The following is a 17,752-nucleotide window of genomic DNA, read 5'->3' on the forward strand; positions in this document are numbered from 1 at the left end:
AACACATTACCAACAACAACCTCAACCCAAAACACGACGCCCTCACCGACCCCGAACACGGCGACCTGGTGGAGCGTTCCCCGGCGAAGACGGCCAAACCCTTCGAGGTGATGCCGGCGTGGCGCCTGTGACGGAGCTGTGTTCGCGGCTGTGACACGTTCCTGACCTCGCCGGTCTCAACGGGACGCTCGTGCGGGGAGAGGTGGTGGGATCACGCTGCGGTCCGCGGCGAGGGCTTTGGCCAGTGCCAGCCACTGTCCGGTGTGGACCTCCGCGGTGGGCCGGTCGCCCAGCAGGCGGTGCGTGGTCCGCCGCGGTGCGAGGCCTGCCAGTGCCGCGCGGGCCGGGTCGCGTGGCCGGTCGTATGCCGCGGACAGCAGGGCCCACAGGATCGCCGCCGTGCGGTGGTCCAGGTTTCTCGAACGGACGCCCAGGTGCGCGGCGTCCACCCTCGGCGCCGGGGAGAAGCACCGCGCCGGGATGCGGCGGCGGACCGTGAGCGTGAACCGGCACGACCACCAGGCCGACTCCAGGTCGCGCGGGCACGCGGCCGTCAACCGCCTGGCCAGGCCCCACTCCACGACCAGCTCCGCGTGGGAGAACCCACTCGTCACCGGTGTGAGCAGGCGGCGTAGCAGCGGCGTCGACACGGCGAAGGGAATGCTCGCCACCACGGCGAACGCCCGTCTCGGTAGGCGGACCGTGCGGAGGTCCTCGTGCACCACGCGGACCTCCGCGCACCCCGCGAAGCGGCGCCGCAGGTCCGCCACGAACCGGGCGTCCCGCTCGACCGCCAGTACCCGGGAACCCGTGCGGGCCAGTGGCGCGGTGATGGTGCCGGGACCGGCGCCGAAGTCGACCACCAGATCGCCCGCGCCGAGGCCGGCCGCGGTGACCAGGCGGGTGATCACCCGGGCGTCGGACAGGAGGTGGACGCCGGAAGAGGTCGCGGCGGGACGCCGCGAGTGAGAACGCATGACTGACTGGCTCCAAGCCGGAGAAGCGAACAGAAGGTGCTTGGAGACAGCGGCGATACGCGCCGGAAGAAGGAAGAAGGGCAACCGCCGCTGTCAGCGACGGCGCAGCCTTATCGACATCGAGGCGCTCATACCGATCACGCTAGCCACGCCGGCAACCGAATTAAGCTCGCCACCATGGTCGACGTCCTGGTCATCGGTGGTGGCATCGCCGGCGTCTCGATCGCCTGCGAGCTGGCCGCCGACGCGCAAGTCATCCTGCTGGAGGCCGAGCCCGAGCTGGCGCGGCACACCACCGGCCGCTCGGCCGCCATCTACGCGCCCACCTACGGGCCCCCGACCGTCCGCCAGCTGACCAGGGAGAGCGAGCCCCTCTTCGGCGACGGCGTCCTCACCCCGCACCCCACCCTCTGGCTCGCCCTCGACGACGACGGCGTCGACCACCTCCGCGAGCTGCCCGTCGAGCCCCTCACCCCGCGGGAGGCCGTCGAGCTGTGCCCGCCGCTGAGACCACCACTCGCGGTCGCCATCGACACCTCGTGCATGGACATCGACGTCATGGCCCTGCACGCCCGCTACGTCCGCGGTCTCCACGAACGCGGCGGCACCATCCACAGGAACGCCCGTGTCACCGAGCTGCGCCGCGACGGCGGCGGTTGGGTCGTCAACGGGATCAGGACCGACGTCGTCGTCAACGCCGCCGGCGCCTGGGCCGACGAGCTGGCCGCACTCGCGGGAGTCCCCACCATCGGCCTGCGGCCCATGCGCCGCACCATCGCGCTCGCCCGCGCCACCGTCGACCCCGCCTGGCCGCTCGTCTCCGACGTCGTCGACACCTTCTACTTCCGCCCCGAGAGCGGGCACCTGCTGATCTCCCCGGCCGACGAGACACCCAGCGAGCCCTGCGACGCCAAGCCCGACGAGGTGGACGTCGCCATCGCCCTCGACCGGGTGAACGCCGTGACCACGCTGAACCTCCGGTCCGTGCACACGGCCTGGGCGGGCCTGCGGTCGTTCGTGGCCGATCGCGAACCGGTCGTCGGTGCCTGGCCCGACCACCCGGGCTTCGTGTTCTACGCCGGGCAGGGCGGCTACGGCATCCAGATGGCACCGGCGTTGGCCCGAACGGGTGCCGACATCATCCTCGGCCGGGTACCGCCGTCGCCGATCATGTCGCCCCGGTGAACACCCGACTATGGTGACTACCGACCAGTAGGCGGAGGGAGTCCAATGGCGGACGTGGCGGCACGGCTGGAAGAGATCGTCGGCGCCGGACATGTGCTCACGGGCGACGCGATCGGCGAGGACTACACCCACGACGAGACGCTCAGCACCGACCCGGTCCGGCCGGCGCACGTCGTGCGACCGGGCAGCGCCGACGAGGTGGCGGCCGTCCTCAAGCTCGCCGCCGAGACGAACACCCCCGTCACCGCCCGCGGGAGCGGGACCGGCCTGTCCGGGTCCGCCATCCCCCGCCCGGACGGGATCCTCGTGTCCTTCGAGCGGATGAACGAGATCCTCGAGATCGACACGGACAACCACGTCGCCGTCGTCCAGCCGGGTGTCACGCTCACGGCGCTGGAGGAGGCCACCGCCGCGGTCGGCCTGGTCTACCCCGTCTACCCGGGCGAGCTGTCGGCGAGCCTCGGCGGCAACGTCAGCACCAACGCCGGCGGCATGCGTGCCATCAAGTACGGCGTGACCCGCAACCACGTCCTCGGGTTGCAGGCGGCACTCCCGACCGGCGAGGTCATCCGCACCGGCGGCAAGTACGTCAAAGCCTCCACCGGCTACGACCTCACCCAGCTCATCGTCGGCTCCGAGGGCACGCTCGCGCTGGTCACCGAGGCCGTCCTCAAGCTCCAGCCGCGCCTTGCCCACCAGGCCACCATCCTCGCGCCCTTCCCCGAGCTCGCGTCCGTGATGACCGCCGTGCCGAAGGTCGTCGGCTCCGGCATCGGGCCGCTGATCCTCGAGTACATCGACGCGTTCACCATGGGCGCCATCACCTACACCCACGACCTGCAGCTCGGGATCCCCGACGACGTCAAGGAGAAGTCGCAGGCCTACCTCGTGGTGATGCTGGAGGACAACTCAGCCGCCCGCCTCGACGAGGACATCGAGCGGGCCGGCGAGCTGCTCAGCGAGCTGGGTGCGCTGGACGTCTACTCGCTGCCCGGCGGCGCGGCCCGCAAGCTCATCGACGCGCGCGAGAAGGCGTTCTACACGGCCAAGGGTGCCGGCGCGGACGAGATCATCGACACGGTCCTGCCCAGGGCCGCGCTGCCCGAGTTCTTCACGAAGGTCCTGGAGATCGCGCAGGCCAGCGGCACCCTGATCGTCGGCTGCGGCCACGCGGGCGACGGCAACGTGCACCTGGCCGTCTTCCAGAAGGACGCCGAGGTGCGGCACCGGGTGCTGCACGACCTGTTCGCCGGCGGCATGGCGCTGGGTGGCGCGATCGCCGGCGAGCACGGCATCGGCCGGGCGAAGAAGCAGCACTTCCTGGACCTGGAGGACCCCGGCAAGGTCGAGCTGATGCGCCGGATCAAGCAGGCGTTCGACCCCCAGGACATCCTCAACCCCGGCGTCCTCTTCGACTAGGCGTCCTCTTTTCCACTAGGAGACAACACATGAACGGCGCCCAGGCGCTCCTGCGGACGCTCGTCGACGGCGGCGTCGACGTCTGCTTCGCGAACCCCGGTACCTCCGAGATGCACTTCGTCGCCGCGCTCGACGCCGTGCCGCGGATGCGGGCCGTGCTGTCCCTGTTCGAGGGCACCGTGACCGGCGCCGCCGACGGCTACGGCCGCATGGCCGACCGGCCCGCCGCCACGCTGCTGCACCTGGGTCCCGGCATGGCCAACGGCCTCGCGAACCTGCACAACGCCCGCCGCGCCCACACCCCGATACTCAACGTGATCGGCGACCACGCCCGCTACCACAAGGGCTTCGACGCACCGCTCGAGTCGGACATCGACGCCCTCACCGGCTGGCTCGGCGGCTGGTCCCGCACGTCGAAGGCGTCGGAGGAGGTCGGGGCGGACGCGGCCGCCGCGATCGCCGCGGCCATGCAGCCACCCGGCCAGATCGCGAACCTCGTGCTGCCGGCCGACGTCTCGTGGTCCGACGGCGGCGTCGTCGGCGAGCAGGTCGAGCCGGTCGCCGAGCAGCCCGTCGAGGACCGCCGAGTGGCGGCGGTCGCCGATCTCGTCCGGGGTGGTGAGCCGGTCGTGCTGCTGCTCGGCCACGGCGTCACCCGCGAGCGCGGCCTGCTCGCCGCGAGCCGGGTCGCGGCCGCGACGGGCGTGAAGCTGTTCGCCGAGACGTTCCCGGCGCGGATCGAGCGCGGCGCGGGCCTGCCCACCGTCGAGCGGCTGGGTTACCTGGCCGAGCAGGTGCAGTGGCAGCTCACCGACGTCAGGCACCTGGTCCTGGTCGGCGCCAAGTCACCCGTCTCGTTCTTCGCCTACCCCGGCAAGGCGTCGGAGCTGGTGCCGGACGGCTGCACCGTGCACGTGCTGTCCGTGCTGGGTGAGGACGGCACCGGCGCGCTCGAGCACCTCGCGGACCTGGTCGCGGGAGACGTGTCGCCGGTGCTGCAGGAGGCCGTTCGTCCCGGGGTGCCGACCGGCGCCCTGACCCCGCAGAACTGGACCGAGGTCATCGGCGCCCTGCTGCCGGAGGGCGCGATCGTGTCCGACGAGGCCAACACGTCCGGCCTCATGATCCCGATGACCACCGCCGGGGCCCCGCGCCACGACGTGCTCACGCTGACCGGCGGCGCGATCGGGCAGGGCCTGCCGGTGGCCGTGGGCGCCGCGGTCGCCTGCCCGGACCGCCCGGTCGTGTGCCTGCAGGCGGACGGCAGCGCCATGTACACCGCGTCGGCACTGTGGACGATGGCCCGCGAGGGCCTGGACGTGACGACCGTGTTGCTGAACAACCGGGCGTACGCGATCCTGCGGATGGAACTGTCCCGAGTGGGTGCCGAGGCGGCGGGCCCGAAGGCGCAGCAGCTGCTCGACCTGGCCGGACCGGACCTGGACTTCGTGTCGCTGTCGCGGGGCATGGGCGTCCCGGCGTCGCGGGCCACCACGGCCGAGGAGCTGGCGGACCAGTTCGCGAAGGCCCTCGCCGAACCCGGTCCGCACCTGATCGAGGCCATGGTGCCGCCGCTTTTGTAACCGTTGCCCTACAAGGGGGTAGGTCACATGTTGGTGCAGAACCTCGCGATCCTGGTGCTGGCCGGCTTCGTCGGTTTCGCGGTGATCTCCAAGGTGCCGAACACGCTGCACACGCCGCTGATGTCCGGCACCAACGCGATCCACGGGATCGTCGTGCTCGGTGGGTTCATCGTGCTCGGGCTCGGTGCCGAAGGCGTGCTGAACAAGATCCTGCTGGTGGTGGCGATCGCGTTCGGCACGATCAACGTGGTCGGCGGGTTCCTGGTCACGGACCGCATGCTCGGCATGTTCAAGGACCGGGACCGCAAGTGAGCGCCACGTTCATCCAGTGCCTCTACATCGTCGCGTTCGCCCTGTTCATCTACGGGCTCATGGGGCTCACCGGGCCGAGGACGGCGGTGCGCGGCAACATGATCGCGGCCGCGGGCATGGCCATCGCGGTGATCGCCACCCTGCTGACGCCCGGCCTCGGTAACTGGTGGCTGATCCTGCTCGGCGTGGCGATCGGCGCCGCGGTCGGTGTGCCGGCCGCGCGTCGGGTCAAGATGACCGCGATGCCGCAGATGGTGGCGCTGTTCAACGGCGTCGGTGGCGGGGCCATCGCGTTGATCGCGTGGGTGGAGTTCCGCGGCAGCACCGGGTTCCGCGACGAGCCGCGCTACGTCGCGGTGGCGTCGCTGTTCGCCGCGATCATCGGGTCCGTGTCGTTCTGGGGTTCGAACGTCGCGTTCGGCAAGCTGCAGGAGATCCTCCCCGGCCGGCCCATCACGGTCGGTCGTCCGCAGCAGCTCCTGAACCTCCTCGTGCTGTTGGGCGCGCTGGCGTTCGGGGTGTCCGTGGTCGCCGGTGCGACGTCCGAGTGGCTGATGGGCGGCCTGCTGGTGACGTCGTCGGTGCTGGGGCTGCTGGTGGTGCTGCCGATCGGCGGCGCCGACATGCCGGTGGTGATCTCCCTGCTCAACGCGGCGACCGGGCTGTCGGCGGCGGCCATGGGGCTGGCGCTGTCCAACACGGCGCTGATCGTGGCCGGCATGATCGTCGGCGCGTCCGGCTCGATCCTGACGAACCTCATGGCCAAGGCCATGAACCGGTCCATCCCGGCGATCGTGGCGGGTGGCTTCGGCGGCTCGACCGCGGCCGGCGGGATCGAGGCGGGTGACCGTTCCGTCCGCCAGACGTCGGCCGGTGACGCCGCGATCCAGATGGCCTTCGCCCGCCAGGTGATCATCGTGCCGGGCTACGGACTGGCCGTCGCACAGGCACAGCACCAGGTTCGGCAGCTGTCCAGCCTGCTGGAGGACAAGGGCGTGGCCGTGTACTACGCCATCCACCCGGTCGCCGGGCGCATGCCGGGGCACATGAACGTGCTGCTCGCGGAGGCGGACGTGCCCTACGACCGGCTGCGCGAGATGGACCTGATCAACGGTGAGTTCCCCCGCACCGACGTGGCCCTGGTGATCGGCGCCAACGACGTGACCAACCCGGCCGCCCGCACCGACCCGTCGTCACCGATCTACGGCATGCCGATCCTGGACGTGGACGAGAGCAAGTCGGTCATCGTCCTGAAGCGCTCGATGCGGCCGGGCTTCGCCGGGGTCGACAACGAGCTGTACTACAACCCCAAGACGTCCATGCTGTTCGGCGACGCCAAGTCCTCGGTGTCGGAGATCACCGAGGAGCTGAAGGCCCTCTAGTCGGTCCACTTCCCGATGAGCCAGGCGCACACCTCCGCCTCGGTCATCTCGGGAAACTCGTCGACGAACGTCTGGAGCGCCCGCACCGCCTCGTCCCGGTCGAGGCCGCGCTTCGTGGCCATCATGAAGTACTCCTGGCGCGCGGCGGTCGGCCGGCCGCCGCCCGCCCCGCGACCAGGCAGCCCGTCCCGCCACCGCGCCACGTCCGCGACCCGGTTGGGCCGCCAGCCCGGCGTCCCGTCGATCTCGATGTCGGGTTCCGGGAACGGGTGGCTCGAGCCAGCGGGGTAGCGGGAGCGCCACTTGTGCACGGCGTGCCGGCTGACGCCGAGCGCCTCGCCGAGCGCCGCGGCGCCGATGTACTGCACGGTCACGTGATCCTCCAACGTTGTCCACGCCGGAGACGACGTTATCAGAGCAATGCGTCGGTGGTGATGACCTCGCCCAGCTTCGGGAGGACGTACTCCACCGCGAACTCGTGCGCGTGCGCCTCCAGGCCGGTCATGGCGTCGGTCACGAAGACCGTGTCGTAGCCGTGGTCGTCGGCGCCGCGGCCGGTGGACTCGACGCCGAAGTTCGTCGCGATGCCCGCGAGCACGACCGTGGTGATCTCCCGCTTCCGCAGCTCCTCGTCGATGGTGCTGGAGCCGAAGGCACCCCACGTCCGCTTGACCACCACGACGTCCTCGGCCCTCGGCTCGGCCGCCAGCTCACTGCCGTCCGGTTGCGTGCCGGGACGTTCGGCGCGGACCCACACCACGAGCGCACCGCGCGACCGGAACGCGTCGGCGAGTCGCAGGCAGCGCTCGAGGACCTGCTCCCCGGTGTGCGGCACGGTCGGCTGCGCGATGATCCGCGGCATGAGGTCCACGAGGACCAGTGCCGTGCGCGACATGTCGAGGTTCAATGGAGCCATGGTGCCGAAGCCTAACGATGCCGGTCTGTTCGGCCCGTCCTCGGTGAGCTGGCAGCTGCACGCCGAGCCGGCCATGTGGCTCGCCGGGATCCGCAGCCTGTACCTGCAGGCGCTGCACCCGCGCGCGGTCGCCGGGATCGTGCAGAACTCGGACTTCCGCGCCGACCCGCTCGGTAGGCTGGTGCGCACGGCCAACTTCGTCGGCGCGGCGACGTACTGCCCGCGTGACGAGGTCGAGCGGCTGGCGGCACGCGTTCGCTCGGTGCACCGGTCGTTGCGCGGCACCTACGAGGGCAGGACGTTCCGCATCGACGAGCCGGAACTGCTGCTGTGGGTGCACTGCGCGGAGGTGTCGTCGTTCCTGACCGTGGTGCGGCGCGCCGGGTTCCCCCTGACCGCCGCGCACGCCGACCGGTACCTGGACGAGCAGCGCGCGTCGGCGGCGCTGGTCGGGCTCGACCCGGACGAGGTGCCGGGCTCGGTGGCGCAGATGCGGCGCTACCTGCAACGGATGCGGCCGTCGCTGCGCCGCACCGAGGACACCGACGAGATCTACGACTTCCTCCACCGGCCACCCGTGAGCGGCAGGCTGGCGCTGGGACTGCCGTTGTACGAGACGGTGGTGGGGCACCTGGCGTACTCGCTGTTACCGGGCTGGGCGGCCCGCCTGTACGGGCGGCGCGCCTACCCGGCCGCGGTCAGCACGACCGCGATGCGCACCCTGGCGGAAACCTTGCGGTTAGTACAGAAAACTGTGCGGACGGTAGTCAGCGAGCCCAGACTCGGCCCACTGGTGCCACATCCGGTGCTCGCGGTGCAGAGACTGGGAAAGTGGGCCGCCCCGTCGGCCAGGAGATTGCCCGCCGCCGCCTAGTTGTGGGCTTCCTGGAAGCGCATCACCAGCGCCTGCGGCACGCGCCCACGCTCGGCCACGGTCTCGCCCTGGCTGCGGGCCCACTCGCGCACGGCCTGCGTGTCCGGCTTGCCGTTGCCGTTGCCGTTGGTCGACTTCGTCGCCGTGCCGCCCCGCTGCTTGCGCCCACCCGTGCGCCGCGCGTGACCGACGTACTCGGCGAACACATCGCGCAGCCGGGCGGCGTTGTCAGCGGACAGGTCCATCTCGTACTCGACCCCGTCGAGCGCGAAGTTCACGGTCTCGTTGGCCTTCCCACCGTCCAGGTCGTCGACCAGTTCGAGAATGGTTCGCTGCGCCACAGGGTCCTCCGAATTGGGAATGATCCGAACAATGGTGAGGATAGCGCGGGTGGCGGTGCGGACGACGCAGCGGCAGACTCGTCGCGTGGACCTGTCGACCTTCCATCGCGTTCCCCTCGGCACCTGGCCCACGCCGCTCGACACCTGTCCCCGCCTGTCCGCCGCGCTCGGCGCGACCGTGCTCGTGAAGCGGGACGACGTCGGCGGCGTCGGCCTCGGTGGCAGCAAGCTCCGCAAACTGGAGTTCACCCTCGCCGCCGCGCTTGCCGCCGGCGCGGACACGATCATCACGTTCGGCGGTGTGCAGACGAACCATGGACGCCTGACCGCCGCCGCCTGCGCACGGCTCGGGTTGCGGTGCGAGCTGGTGCTCACGCGTTCGGTGCCGCGGTCCGGCTTCGCGTACGACCGGTCCGGCAACGTCGCGCTCGACCGGCTGTTCGGCGCGCGGCTCCACCTCTGCGACACCGACGAGGAGGCCGACTACACGGCGGGCGCGCTCGCCACCGCGACGTCCGTCACGCTGCCGGTCGGCGGGTCCAGCGGGCTGGGGGTGCTCGGTTACGTGGCCGCCGCGCAGGAGCTCACCGAACAGCTCGACGACCGCGTGGTCGACCGCATCGTCTGCGCCGCCGGCAGTGGCGGCACCGCCGCCGGGCTCGCGCTCGGCACCGAGACGCCCATCACGGCGGTCAGCGTGTCGCCCGGCTCCGCGCGGAAGATCGACCGGGCGGCCCGGCTCGCCGCGAAGGAGCTGGACGTCGACCCGCCGAAGCTCGACCACGTGAGCGTCGACGAGAGCGCGCTCGGCGAGGGCTACGGCGTGCCGACCGACGAGGTCTGGTCGGCGCTGCGGTTGTTCGCCCGCACCGAGGGCATCGTGCTCGACCTCGTCTACACGGGCAAGGCGGCCGCCGCGCTCGTGTCCGGCATCCGTCCGGGTGAGACGGTCGTGTTCATGCACACCGGTGGTGTGCCGGCCAACTTCGCCTACGCCCCGGAACTGGTCGCCGAAGCGGCCCGTTAGTCGGGGGAGGGGATCTCCAGGGCGGTGGTGGCCATCTTCCGCAGCGTCACGTCGTCCGGTGTGGATGGTGCGCCGATCCACACCGCCTGCACGAGCCGGAGGCTGTTGCCCTCTCGGCCGCTCGCGAAGGCGGCCGACTCGAAGAACGGCTTCGACTTCCCCGGCCACGGCGTGCCCTCGGTCGACGCGTCGGCGACGGCGCCGCTGCCGGGTTGCGTGGCGACCGTGTCCAGCTCGCCGGCCAGCGCGGTCTCCGGGAACCGCAGCACCGCGACCAGTATCGCCGCCCGCTTACCGTCCGAAGTGGACTCGTAACGGGCGCGGACCAGTTGCGAACAGCGGTTGTGTTGCAGCCACACCTGCACATCGCCATATGCATGTGCCGCGCAGTCGGTGTCGGAGATCGCGCCCCTCGGCTCGAACGTGAAGCCCTCGACCTTCACCCCGCTCGACTCGGTGCGGGTCGTGCTGGTGTTCTTGGCCCCGTCGTCGGTCGAGCCGGACGACGCGACCGCGTACACGATGCCTGTGAGCAGCAGCAACGCGACCAGCACGACGGCGCCGGCCGGCAGCCACCGCAACCCGTTCCTGCCGGACGACCTGGTGGGCTTCGCGGTACGGGGACGTGGTCGCGCGGTCTGCACGCGGGGGATGAGCATCGTGCTCGCGGCGGCCACCGTGGGGGCGGCCGACTCCGTGAAGCCCTCGCCGGACAGGTCGACGTCGGCGTGGTCGGGGGAGAGGGCGGTGAGGATCGCGCGGGCCTGCGCGGTCGTGCACGGGCCCTGGTAAGTGGCCAGCTCGCGGGACGCGGTCAGCAGGGTCTTCGGCTCGGGGTGCAGGATCCGCACGCCTCGCAGCAGGTCCGAGGTCGGCTGGTGCACCTGCGACACGTACGGCCCGACGGCGACGACCGTGCCCACAGGTAACGGTTCGACCTTGGCCTGTTCGAGTGTGTGTCGGACGACGGTGACGGTTTTCACCGCGTCCACGGCCGGATTCACGGCACCGTCGGGGCGGACGAGCGGCCAGCCGTCGGTCTTCCACTGGCCCGAGAGCGGCGCGTCGAGCCGGACCGCGGGGTCGGGCAGGTCGACACCGACGACCACCAGCACCCCGCGCGGCAGCACGACGACCGCGTCCACCGCCTGGTCACAGCCCTCGGGGCGCAGCCCCACCAGGGCGACCCCGCCGACCAGTGCGTCACCGCGGCCCCACGACGTGAGCGCGGCCCGCACGTCGTCGCCGACCGCCGAGGTCTCGTCACCCACCCGAACCACCCGCACCGCGCACCCCCTGACCAACCACCCGGCCCGACGGGACAACGGTAGCCGGGGCTCGATAGTGTGGCGTAACTACCCGTGTACAGGGCACAATGGACCCGCGTGTGACATTGCCGGTTATCCGTTGACGAGGACGTAGGGGAAGACGAATCCTCGTCGAGCAGCGGAGGTCAGCAGTGAGCACTCGTGGCGTTGTGTACGTCCACTCGTCGCCGGCTGCGGTATGTCCGCACGTCGAGTGGGCTATTTCGGGCACCCTTGGAGTTCGGGCGAACCTCCAGTGGACCGCTCAGCCGGAAGCCGCCGGCCAGCTGCGCGCCGAGTGCGGGTGGACCGGCGATCCCGGCACGGGCGCGAAACTCGTCGCTGCCCTCAAGGCCTGGCCCATGCTGCGCTTCGAGGTCACCGAGGAGCCTAGCCCGGGCGTGGACGGCGAGCGTTTCTGCTTCGCCCCCGCACTGGGCCTGTGGCGTACCCGCACGAGCGCCAACGGCGACATCGTCGTCGGCGAGGACCAGCTACGCGCCATCGCGTCGGCCGCCCGCTCCAACGAGTCGTTCGCCCACCGGGTCGACGAACTGCTCGGTGCCTCCTGGGACGCGGCACTGGAGCCGTACCGCCGCGCCGGCGACGGCGCCCCGGTGACCTGGCTGCACCGCGTCGGCTGACCGTCGGTCGCCCCTGCTGTGCTTGCCGGTTCGGCTCTGCCCGGCTTGCCGGTTCGGCTCTGCCTGCCCGGCTGCCGCGGCGTGGTTGACCTGACCTGCCTGCGACAGGTCAGGTGCGCCTGCCATCCTGTAGTCCGTGTCCAGGGGATCTCCTCGGCAGCTGTGGTTGCTGCCGGTGCTGCTGATCACGGTGATCGCGACCGCGTTGGGGGCGTTGGTGGCGCGCAGCGTGTACGCGGACCAGCCACTGCCGCCGGCCGCGGTCAGGCCGTCGACCTCGTCGGTGCCGCCGAGCGAGCAGCCGGGGCCGCCGGCCGTGCAGGGCTACGCGGACGCGACGGCGCACCCGCTGTACAACACGCTGCACGGACTGCTCCAGCGCTACTTCGACGCGATCAACACCAAGGACTACGCGGCCTGGTCCGCGACGGTGACCACCGCGCGTCGTCAGGCGCAGCCGGAAGAGGACTGGCGGACGGCCTACAAGACCACCCGCGACGGCAGCATCACCGTCTACCGCATCGAGACCGCCGGGGCTGACGCCGCACAGGTGCTGCTGCACTTCACGAGCACCCAGGACCCGCAGGACGGGCCGCCGGAGATGCCCGTCGGCTGCATCGAGTGGAACGTGGTCTGGGCCTTCGCCAAGGAGAAGGGCGAGTGGAGACTGGCTATCGGTCCGAGCAGCGCCAGCCCCCAACACACCCCCTGCCCCACCTGACCCCGCGTGTCCAACGCCCGCGACCGGTGAGTTCAACGAACGCGACAGGCACGATTCGTTGAACTCACCCGTCCTGCGGGTTGGACACGCGGGTGCTAGGCGGTGAAGACCAGGGCCACGTTGTGGCCGCCGAAGCCGAACGAGTCGTTCATCGCGGCGGTCAGTTCCATCTTGCGCGGCTCGCCCGCCACGACGTCCAGCTCGATCTTCGGGTCCTGGTTGTCCAGGTTGCGGGTGGCCGGGATGATGCCGTGGTAGATCGACAGCAGCGTGAGGATGCTCTCTACCGCACCGGCACCGCCGACCAGGTGGCCGAACGAGCTCTTCGGCGCGGTGAGCACCACGTGGTCGCCGATCGCCTTGCGGATCGCGGCCGCCTCGCCGATGTCGCCGACGACGGTGGACGTCGCGTGCGCGTTGACGTGACCGATGTCGGCCGCGGTCAGACCAGCCTGCTGGATCGCCTTGGTCATCGCGGCCATCTGCCCGATGCCCTCGGGGTGGTTGCCCGTGATGTGGTAGGCGTCGGACGTGATGCCGGTGCCGGCGAGCTTGCCGTACACCCGCGCCCCACGGGCCCGCGCGTGCTCCGCGGACTCCAGGATCAGCACGCCCGCGCCCTCGCCGAGCACGAACCCGTCGCGGTCGACGTCGAACGGCCGGGACGCGCGGTCCGGCTCGTCGTTGCGCAGCGACAGCGTGCGGGACTGGGCGAAGCCGGCCACCGTGATCGGCAGGATGCACGCCTCCGCGCCACCCGCGACGACCACGTCGGCGCGGCCGGCCCGGATCATGTCGAAGCCCAGCGCGAGCGACTCCGCGCCGGTGGCGCAGGCCGAGACCGGGGAGTGCACCCCGGCCCGTGCCCGCAGGTCGATGCTGACGTGCGCGGCCGGACCGTTCGGCATGAGCATGGGCACGGTCAGCGGCGACACCTTGCGCAGGCCGTGCTCCTCGAGCAGGTCGTCCTGTGCGAGGAGCGTGCCGGCGCCGCCGATGCCGGTGCCGAGCGCGACGCCGAGCCGGTCCGGGTCGACCGGCTCGTGCTCGTCGGACGGCATCTCGTACCCGGCGTCCGCCCACGCCTGGCGGGCCGCGATGAGCGCGACCTGCTCACAGCGGTCCATCCTGCGCAGCTGCACTCGGGGCAGGACCTCGGACGGCTCGACGGCCAGCGGCGCGGCGAGCCGCGCCGGCAGGTTGTACTTCTCCGCCCACTCGGCCTTGTTGGTCGTGACGCCGTTGCGACCGGCGATCAGACCGTCCCAGGTGGACGTGACGTCCCCACCGAGCGGCGTGGTCGCACCCATGCCGGTGACGACGACTTCCGTACTCATGGCCCTCCGTGGTCCTTCCCTCGGGTGAAACTTGTCAGACGTTCTTGGAGACGTAGCTCACGGCGTCGCCGACGGTCTTCAGGTTCGCGAGCTCCGCGTCCGGGATCTTGACCTCGAACCGGTCCTCGGCCTGCACGGCGATCTCCACCATCGACAGCGAGTCGATGTCCAGGTCGTCGACGAAGGACTTGTCGGCGGTGACCTCGTCGGCCTCGACGCCGGCGACCTCTTCGACGATCTCGGCGAGGCCGGTCAGGATCTCCTCGTCGGTGAGCTTCTCTGCCATGGGGTTGCTTTCTCCTTTGTTGTCCCGGACCGGGCGGTCCGGAAAGTCTTCTCCTGACGGAGCTTGCGGAGTGATCGGTTCAGTCGGTCACGGGCAGATGACGACCTGGCCCGCGTAGGACAGGCCGGCGCCGAACCCGACGAGCAGCGCGACGTCGCCGGAGTGGATCTTGCCGGCGGTCCGCATGTGGTCCATCGCCATGGGGATGGAGGCGGACGAGGTGTTGCCGGAGTAGACGATGTCGTCGGCGACGACCATGTCCTCCCGCGCCCCCTCCTTCCGCAGCTTCTTCGCGATCGCCTCGACGATCCGCAGGTTGGCCTGGTGCGGGATCAGCACGTCGACGTCCGACGGCGCCACCCCGGCCAGCTCCAGGGCCCTGAGCGCGATCGGCGCGATCTTCGTGGTGGCCCAGCGGTAGACCGACTGGCCCTCCTGGAAGATGTAGGTCCGCTCGGTCATCCCGATCATGTCGACGAGGTCACCGGCGGTGCCCCAGGCCACCGGCCCGATGCCCGGCTCGTCGGCCGGGCCGACGACCGCCGCGCCCGCCGCGTCGGCGAAGATGATCGCCGTGGAGCGGTCGGCCGGGTCCACCACGTCGGTGAGCTTCTCGGAGCCGATCACCAGCGCCCGCCGCGACGAGCCGGCGCGGACCAGGTCGGAGGCGACGCCGAGCCCGTAGCAGAAGCCCGCGCAGGCGGCGTTGAGGTCGAACCCGCCGGCCGCCTTGATCCCGATGAGGTCGGCGACCTGTGCGGCCGCGTTCGGGATCGGCTGCTTGGTCGTGCAGTTGGCGACGATCACCGTGTCGAGGTCGGCCGGGTCGAGCCCGGCGGCCGCGATGGCCTTGGACCCGGCCTCGACGGCCATGCTGACCACGGTGTCCTTCTCGCCGGCGAAGCGCCGCTCGACGATGCCGACCCGCTCGCGGATCCACTGGTCGTTCGTGTCCATGGTCTTGGCGAGGTCGTGGTTGGTGACGACCTGCTCGGGCTGGGCGCTGCCGATGCCGAGGATGCGGGTGCCGCCGACGCCCGGGGCGAGTCGTAGGGAGGTCATGCCAGCACCTCCGCGACCTTCGCCAGGTCGTCCGGCGTCTTGAGGGCCGCCGTGGTGATCTTCAGCTCCCGTTTGACCAGGCCGGACAGTGCGCCGGCGGGTGGCAGCTCGGCCGCGAAGTCCGCGCCGAGCTCGGACATGGTGTTCATGCAGAGGTCCCAACGCACGGACAGGGTGACCTGGTTGACCAGCCGCTCCAGCATGTCGGCTCCGCTCTTGACCTGCTGGCCGTCGGCGTTGGACAGGAGCGTGCGGGCCGGGTCGCTGACCGTGATGTCCTTGGCCCTCTCCCGGAGCTTCTCCTGGGCGGGGGCCATGTAGTGGGTGTGGAAGGCGCCGGCGACCTTGAGCCTGATGACCTTCCTGACGAAGTCCGGCTTCTCGGCGACCACGGCGTCGATGCCGTTGACCGGCCCGGCGGCGACGATCTGACCGGCGCCGTTCATGTTCGCCCCGGTGAGGTCGTGCTCGGCGAGCCAGGCGACGACGTCGTCGGGCTCACCACCCATCACCGCGACCATCCCGGTGGGCGCAAGGTCGCAGGCCGCGGCCATCTCCCGCCCGCGCACGGCCGCGAGCGCGACCGCGTCGTCCGCGGTGAGCACCCCCGCGATGGCGGCGGCGGCCAGCTCACCGACGGAGTGCCCGGCGACGACGACGTCCGCGGGCAGCTCGTGCCTGGCGGCGAGCACCTCGTAGGCGAGCAGCGCGGCGGCCACGACGAGCGGCTGGGTGACGGCCGTGTCCTTGATGGCGTCGGCGTCCGCGACGGTGCCGAGCTCGACCAGGTCCAGGCCGGCGAGCTCGGACCAGGAGGCCAGCCGCTCTCGGGTGCCCTCCAGCTCGAGCCAAGGGGTGAGCATGCCGGGTGTCTGGGAGCCCTGACCGGGGGCGAGTAACGCGAGCACGTACTCAAGGGAACACGGTGTTGGTTGGTTGAGGTGATAGCGCCACTCACCAAGTCGAGCCGGTTGGTTTGTAGGGAACCTACAAAGGTTATCGCAACATGAACGGTCAAGAGGGATTTCTGTCGTTCGCGGCCTACCAGAGACCACGCGAACGTGACAGACGTCCCACCGCGAGCGCGATGCGAAGCACGAGCGCGTCACGAGGCAGGTTCGCATTGTGCCCGGTGATCTCGGTGGCCTTCCGCAGCCGGTACCGCACGGTGTTGGGGTGGACGAACAGCAGCCGCGCGCAGGTCTCGAGCACCCCGCCGGCCTCAAGATAGGTCTCGACGGTTTCGAGGAGCGCACCCCCGGCCTTCTCGAGCGGCCGGGCGATCTGGTCGATGAGCTGCCACTCGGCCTCGGGGTCCCCGGCCAGCGCCCGCTCGGGCAGCAGATCGGTCGACCGCACCGGCCGCGGCGCCGCGGGCCAGGCGACAACGGCCCGCAACCCGGAAAGTGCCTCGGCCGAGCTGCGGTGCGCGTCGGCGATGTTGGCCACGGTGGGCCCGGCGACCACGGGCCCGTCCCCGAAGGAGGCCGACATCTTGGCGAGCACCTGCGGTGCGTCGGTCTCCCCGGCGAGAACGACGACGAGCCGAGACCCCTGCACCCCGAGCAGAACGGACCGGTTGGCCCGCGCCGCGCGGCTGCGCACCTCGTAGAGCACGGTCGGCGGATCGTCCGACGGCGAGTTCCCCACGAGCACGGTCGCGGGTTCGTCCAGGTCCCACCCGAGCGCGGCGGCCCGGCTGAGCAGCGACTCCTCGGCATCCCCCCGCACGATGGCGTCGACGACCGAAGCCTCGAGCCGAGCGTCCCAGGCCCCGCGGGTCTCGGCGGCGGTGGCGTAGGACATGGCAGAGGTGAAGGCAACCTCCCGCCCGTAGCGGAGGACGGCCTCGGTGAGCACCTGCCGCTCGACATCGTTGGCGGCGAGCAGCGGCACCTCCTGCTCGATGACATGCACGGCCACCCGCACCAACTCCACGGTCTGCCGCAACGAGATCCACCGCGAAAGATCCCGCGGCGCCTGCCGAAACGCATCGGCCGTGAGCTGGATGGCCTCCCGCTGATCCCGGAGGTAGGAGGTGAACCCGGCGGCCCCCACCTGGGCAATCAACTGAACGGAAGCCCGCTGATCAGCCGGCATCCGCCCAAACCAGGCAAACTGCTCATCCATAGAAGCAAGCGCCGCGGAAGCCAACTTCCCAGAAGCACGATCAAGCGCCGCAAGAGTCCCCCGCGACACCTCAACCATCCCCCGACTGTATAGCCCCGCTCCGCCAGCGCGCCCCAAGCGCGCAGGGACGGCGAGGTGGGGACGGCGAGGTGGGGACGGCGAGGTGGGGACGGCGAGGTGGGGACGGCGAGGTGGGGACGGCGAGGTGGGGACGGCGAGGTGGGGACGGCGAGGTGGGGACGGCGAGGC

At 71.1% G+C, this 17,752-nt stretch carries 19 protein-coding genes; 9 read left to right on the plus strand and 10 right to left on the minus strand.

From position 1 onward, the window contains the following. Positions 1-176: 176 nt before the first annotated feature. Entirely contained in the window at positions 177-977 is an 801-nt protein-coding gene (locus tag ACJ73U_RS25930) for an rRNA adenine N(6)-methyltransferase family protein (protein ID WP_407780314.1), read from the minus strand. A gap of 177 nt (positions 978-1,154) precedes the next feature. Here ACJ73U_RS25930 and ACJ73U_RS25935 point away from each other — a divergent pair, with 177 nt between their 5' ends. The 5 genes from ACJ73U_RS25935 to ACJ73U_RS25955 are packed head-to-tail and all read left to right on the plus strand — an operon-like array spanning position 1,155 to position 6,858. Continuing rightward, complete coding sequence (locus tag ACJ73U_RS25935; protein WP_407780315.1) at positions 1,155-2,162, plus strand: NAD(P)/FAD-dependent oxidoreductase; 1,008 nt, start codon at positions 1,155-1,157, stop codon at positions 2,160-2,162. A 45-nt stretch (positions 2,163-2,207) separates the two neighbouring features. Then, positions 2,208-3,581 (plus strand): FAD-binding oxidoreductase, encoded by a 1,374-nt coding sequence (locus ACJ73U_RS25940; RefSeq protein WP_407780316.1) that lies wholly within the window; start codon positions 2,208-2,210, stop codon positions 3,579-3,581. Positions 3,582-3,610: 29 nt separating this feature from the next. After that, positions 3,611-5,164 (plus strand): acetolactate synthase large subunit, encoded by a 1,554-nt coding sequence (locus ACJ73U_RS25945; protein WP_407780317.1) that lies wholly within the window; start codon positions 3,611-3,613, stop codon positions 5,162-5,164. Positions 5,165-5,191: 27 nt separating this feature from the next. Further along, positions 5,192-5,476 (plus strand): NAD(P) transhydrogenase subunit alpha, encoded by a 285-nt coding sequence (locus ACJ73U_RS25950; protein WP_407780318.1) that lies wholly within the window; start codon positions 5,192-5,194, stop codon positions 5,474-5,476. A 59-nt stretch (positions 5,477-5,535) separates the two neighbouring features. Further along, positions 5,536-6,858 carry an NAD(P)(+) transhydrogenase (Re/Si-specific) subunit beta gene (locus ACJ73U_RS25955; protein ID WP_407780332.1) on the plus strand — a complete coding sequence of 441 codons (1,323 nt, stop codon included), beginning with the start codon at positions 5,536-5,538 and terminating at the stop codon, positions 6,856-6,858. Here the strand turns inward: ACJ73U_RS25955 and ACJ73U_RS25960 are convergent. Both ACJ73U_RS25960 and ACJ73U_RS25965 read right to left on the minus strand, forming a co-directional pair. Then, positions 6,855-7,232, minus strand: a complete 378-nt coding sequence (locus ACJ73U_RS25960) for a hypothetical protein (RefSeq protein WP_407780319.1) — start codon at positions 7,230-7,232, stop codon at positions 6,855-6,857. The two genes, ACJ73U_RS25955 and ACJ73U_RS25960, sit on opposite strands and share 4 nt — an antisense overlap. A 38-nt stretch (positions 7,233-7,270) precedes the next feature. Next, positions 7,271-7,774 carry an isochorismatase family protein gene (locus ACJ73U_RS25965; protein ID WP_407780320.1) on the minus strand — a complete coding sequence of 168 codons (504 nt, stop codon included), beginning with the start codon at positions 7,772-7,774 and terminating at the stop codon, positions 7,271-7,273. A 1-nt stretch (position 7,775) separates the two neighbouring features. On the opposite strand from ACJ73U_RS25965, the gene ACJ73U_RS25970 reads away from it, so the two are divergent. Continuing rightward, on the plus strand, positions 7,776-8,648 hold the full coding sequence (locus ACJ73U_RS25970) for an oxygenase MpaB family protein (protein WP_407780321.1): 873 nt from the start codon (positions 7,776-7,778) through the stop codon (positions 8,646-8,648). On the opposite strand, the gene ACJ73U_RS25975 is transcribed toward ACJ73U_RS25970, so the two are convergent. Then, entirely contained in the window at positions 8,645-8,989 is a 345-nt protein-coding gene (locus ACJ73U_RS25975; RefSeq protein ID WP_407780322.1) for an Lsr2 family protein, read from the minus strand. The genes ACJ73U_RS25970 and ACJ73U_RS25975 overlap by 4 nt on opposite strands. A gap of 31 nt (positions 8,990-9,020) precedes the next feature. Between ACJ73U_RS25975 and ACJ73U_RS25980 the strand changes: the two genes are divergently transcribed. Next, the gene (locus tag ACJ73U_RS25980) at positions 9,021-10,016 is read left to right on the plus strand and encodes a pyridoxal-phosphate dependent enzyme (RefSeq protein ID WP_407780323.1); all 996 of its coding nucleotides are present in this window, start codon (positions 9,021-9,023) and stop codon (positions 10,014-10,016) included. Here ACJ73U_RS25980 and ACJ73U_RS25985 read toward each other — a convergent pair. Beyond that, positions 10,013-11,287, minus strand: a complete 1,275-nt coding sequence (locus ACJ73U_RS25985) for a hypothetical protein (protein WP_407780324.1) — start codon at positions 11,285-11,287, stop codon at positions 10,013-10,015. The two genes, ACJ73U_RS25980 and ACJ73U_RS25985, sit on opposite strands and share 4 nt — an antisense overlap. 188 nt (positions 11,288-11,475) lie before the next feature. Here ACJ73U_RS25985 and ACJ73U_RS25990 point away from each other — a divergent pair, with 188 nt between their 5' ends. Together ACJ73U_RS25990 and ACJ73U_RS25995 are read left to right on the plus strand one after the other, a co-directional pair. After that, positions 11,476-11,967: a DUF3145 domain-containing protein gene (locus ACJ73U_RS25990; protein ID WP_407780325.1), complete on the plus strand. Its 492-nt coding sequence runs from the start codon at positions 11,476-11,478 to the stop codon at positions 11,965-11,967. A gap of 136 nt (positions 11,968-12,103) precedes the next feature. Further along, positions 12,104-12,688 carry a hypothetical protein gene (locus ACJ73U_RS25995; RefSeq protein ID WP_407780326.1) on the plus strand — a complete coding sequence of 195 codons (585 nt, stop codon included), beginning with the start codon at positions 12,104-12,106 and terminating at the stop codon, positions 12,686-12,688. 95 nt (positions 12,689-12,783) lie between these two features. Here the strand turns inward: ACJ73U_RS25995 and ACJ73U_RS26000 are convergent, their stop codons facing one another. The 5 genes from ACJ73U_RS26000 to ACJ73U_RS26020 all read right to left on the minus strand — a co-directional run bounded on the left by ACJ73U_RS26000 (position 12,784) and on the right by ACJ73U_RS26020 (position 17,581). Next, positions 12,784-14,025 (minus strand): beta-ketoacyl-[acyl-carrier-protein] synthase family protein, encoded by a 1,242-nt coding sequence (locus ACJ73U_RS26000; RefSeq protein WP_407780327.1) that lies wholly within the window; start codon positions 14,023-14,025, stop codon positions 12,784-12,786. Between the two features lie 34 nt (positions 14,026-14,059). Then, entirely contained in the window at positions 14,060-14,311 is a 252-nt protein-coding gene (locus ACJ73U_RS26005; RefSeq protein WP_407780328.1) for an acyl carrier protein, read from the minus strand. 87 nt (positions 14,312-14,398) lie between these two features. After that, positions 14,399-15,373, minus strand: a complete 975-nt coding sequence (locus ACJ73U_RS26010; RefSeq protein WP_407780329.1) for a beta-ketoacyl-ACP synthase III — start codon at positions 15,371-15,373, stop codon at positions 14,399-14,401. Next, positions 15,370-16,281 carry an ACP S-malonyltransferase gene (locus tag ACJ73U_RS26015; protein WP_407780330.1) on the minus strand — a complete coding sequence of 304 codons (912 nt, stop codon included), beginning with the start codon at positions 16,279-16,281 and terminating at the stop codon, positions 15,370-15,372. The genes ACJ73U_RS26010 and ACJ73U_RS26015 overlap by 4 nt, the downstream gene beginning before the upstream one ends. A 133-nt stretch (positions 16,282-16,414) precedes the next feature. After that, positions 16,415-17,581: a PucR family transcriptional regulator gene (locus ACJ73U_RS26020; RefSeq protein WP_407780331.1), complete on the minus strand. Its 1,167-nt coding sequence runs from the start codon at positions 17,579-17,581 to the stop codon at positions 16,415-16,417. Between the last annotated feature and the right edge of the window lie 171 nt (positions 17,582-17,752).

Origin of the sequence: Actinophytocola sp., assembly GCF_045807065.1 — a bacterium.
In the GTDB taxonomy this organism is placed as follows: domain Bacteria; phylum Actinomycetota; class Actinomycetes; order Mycobacteriales; family Pseudonocardiaceae; genus Actinophytocola.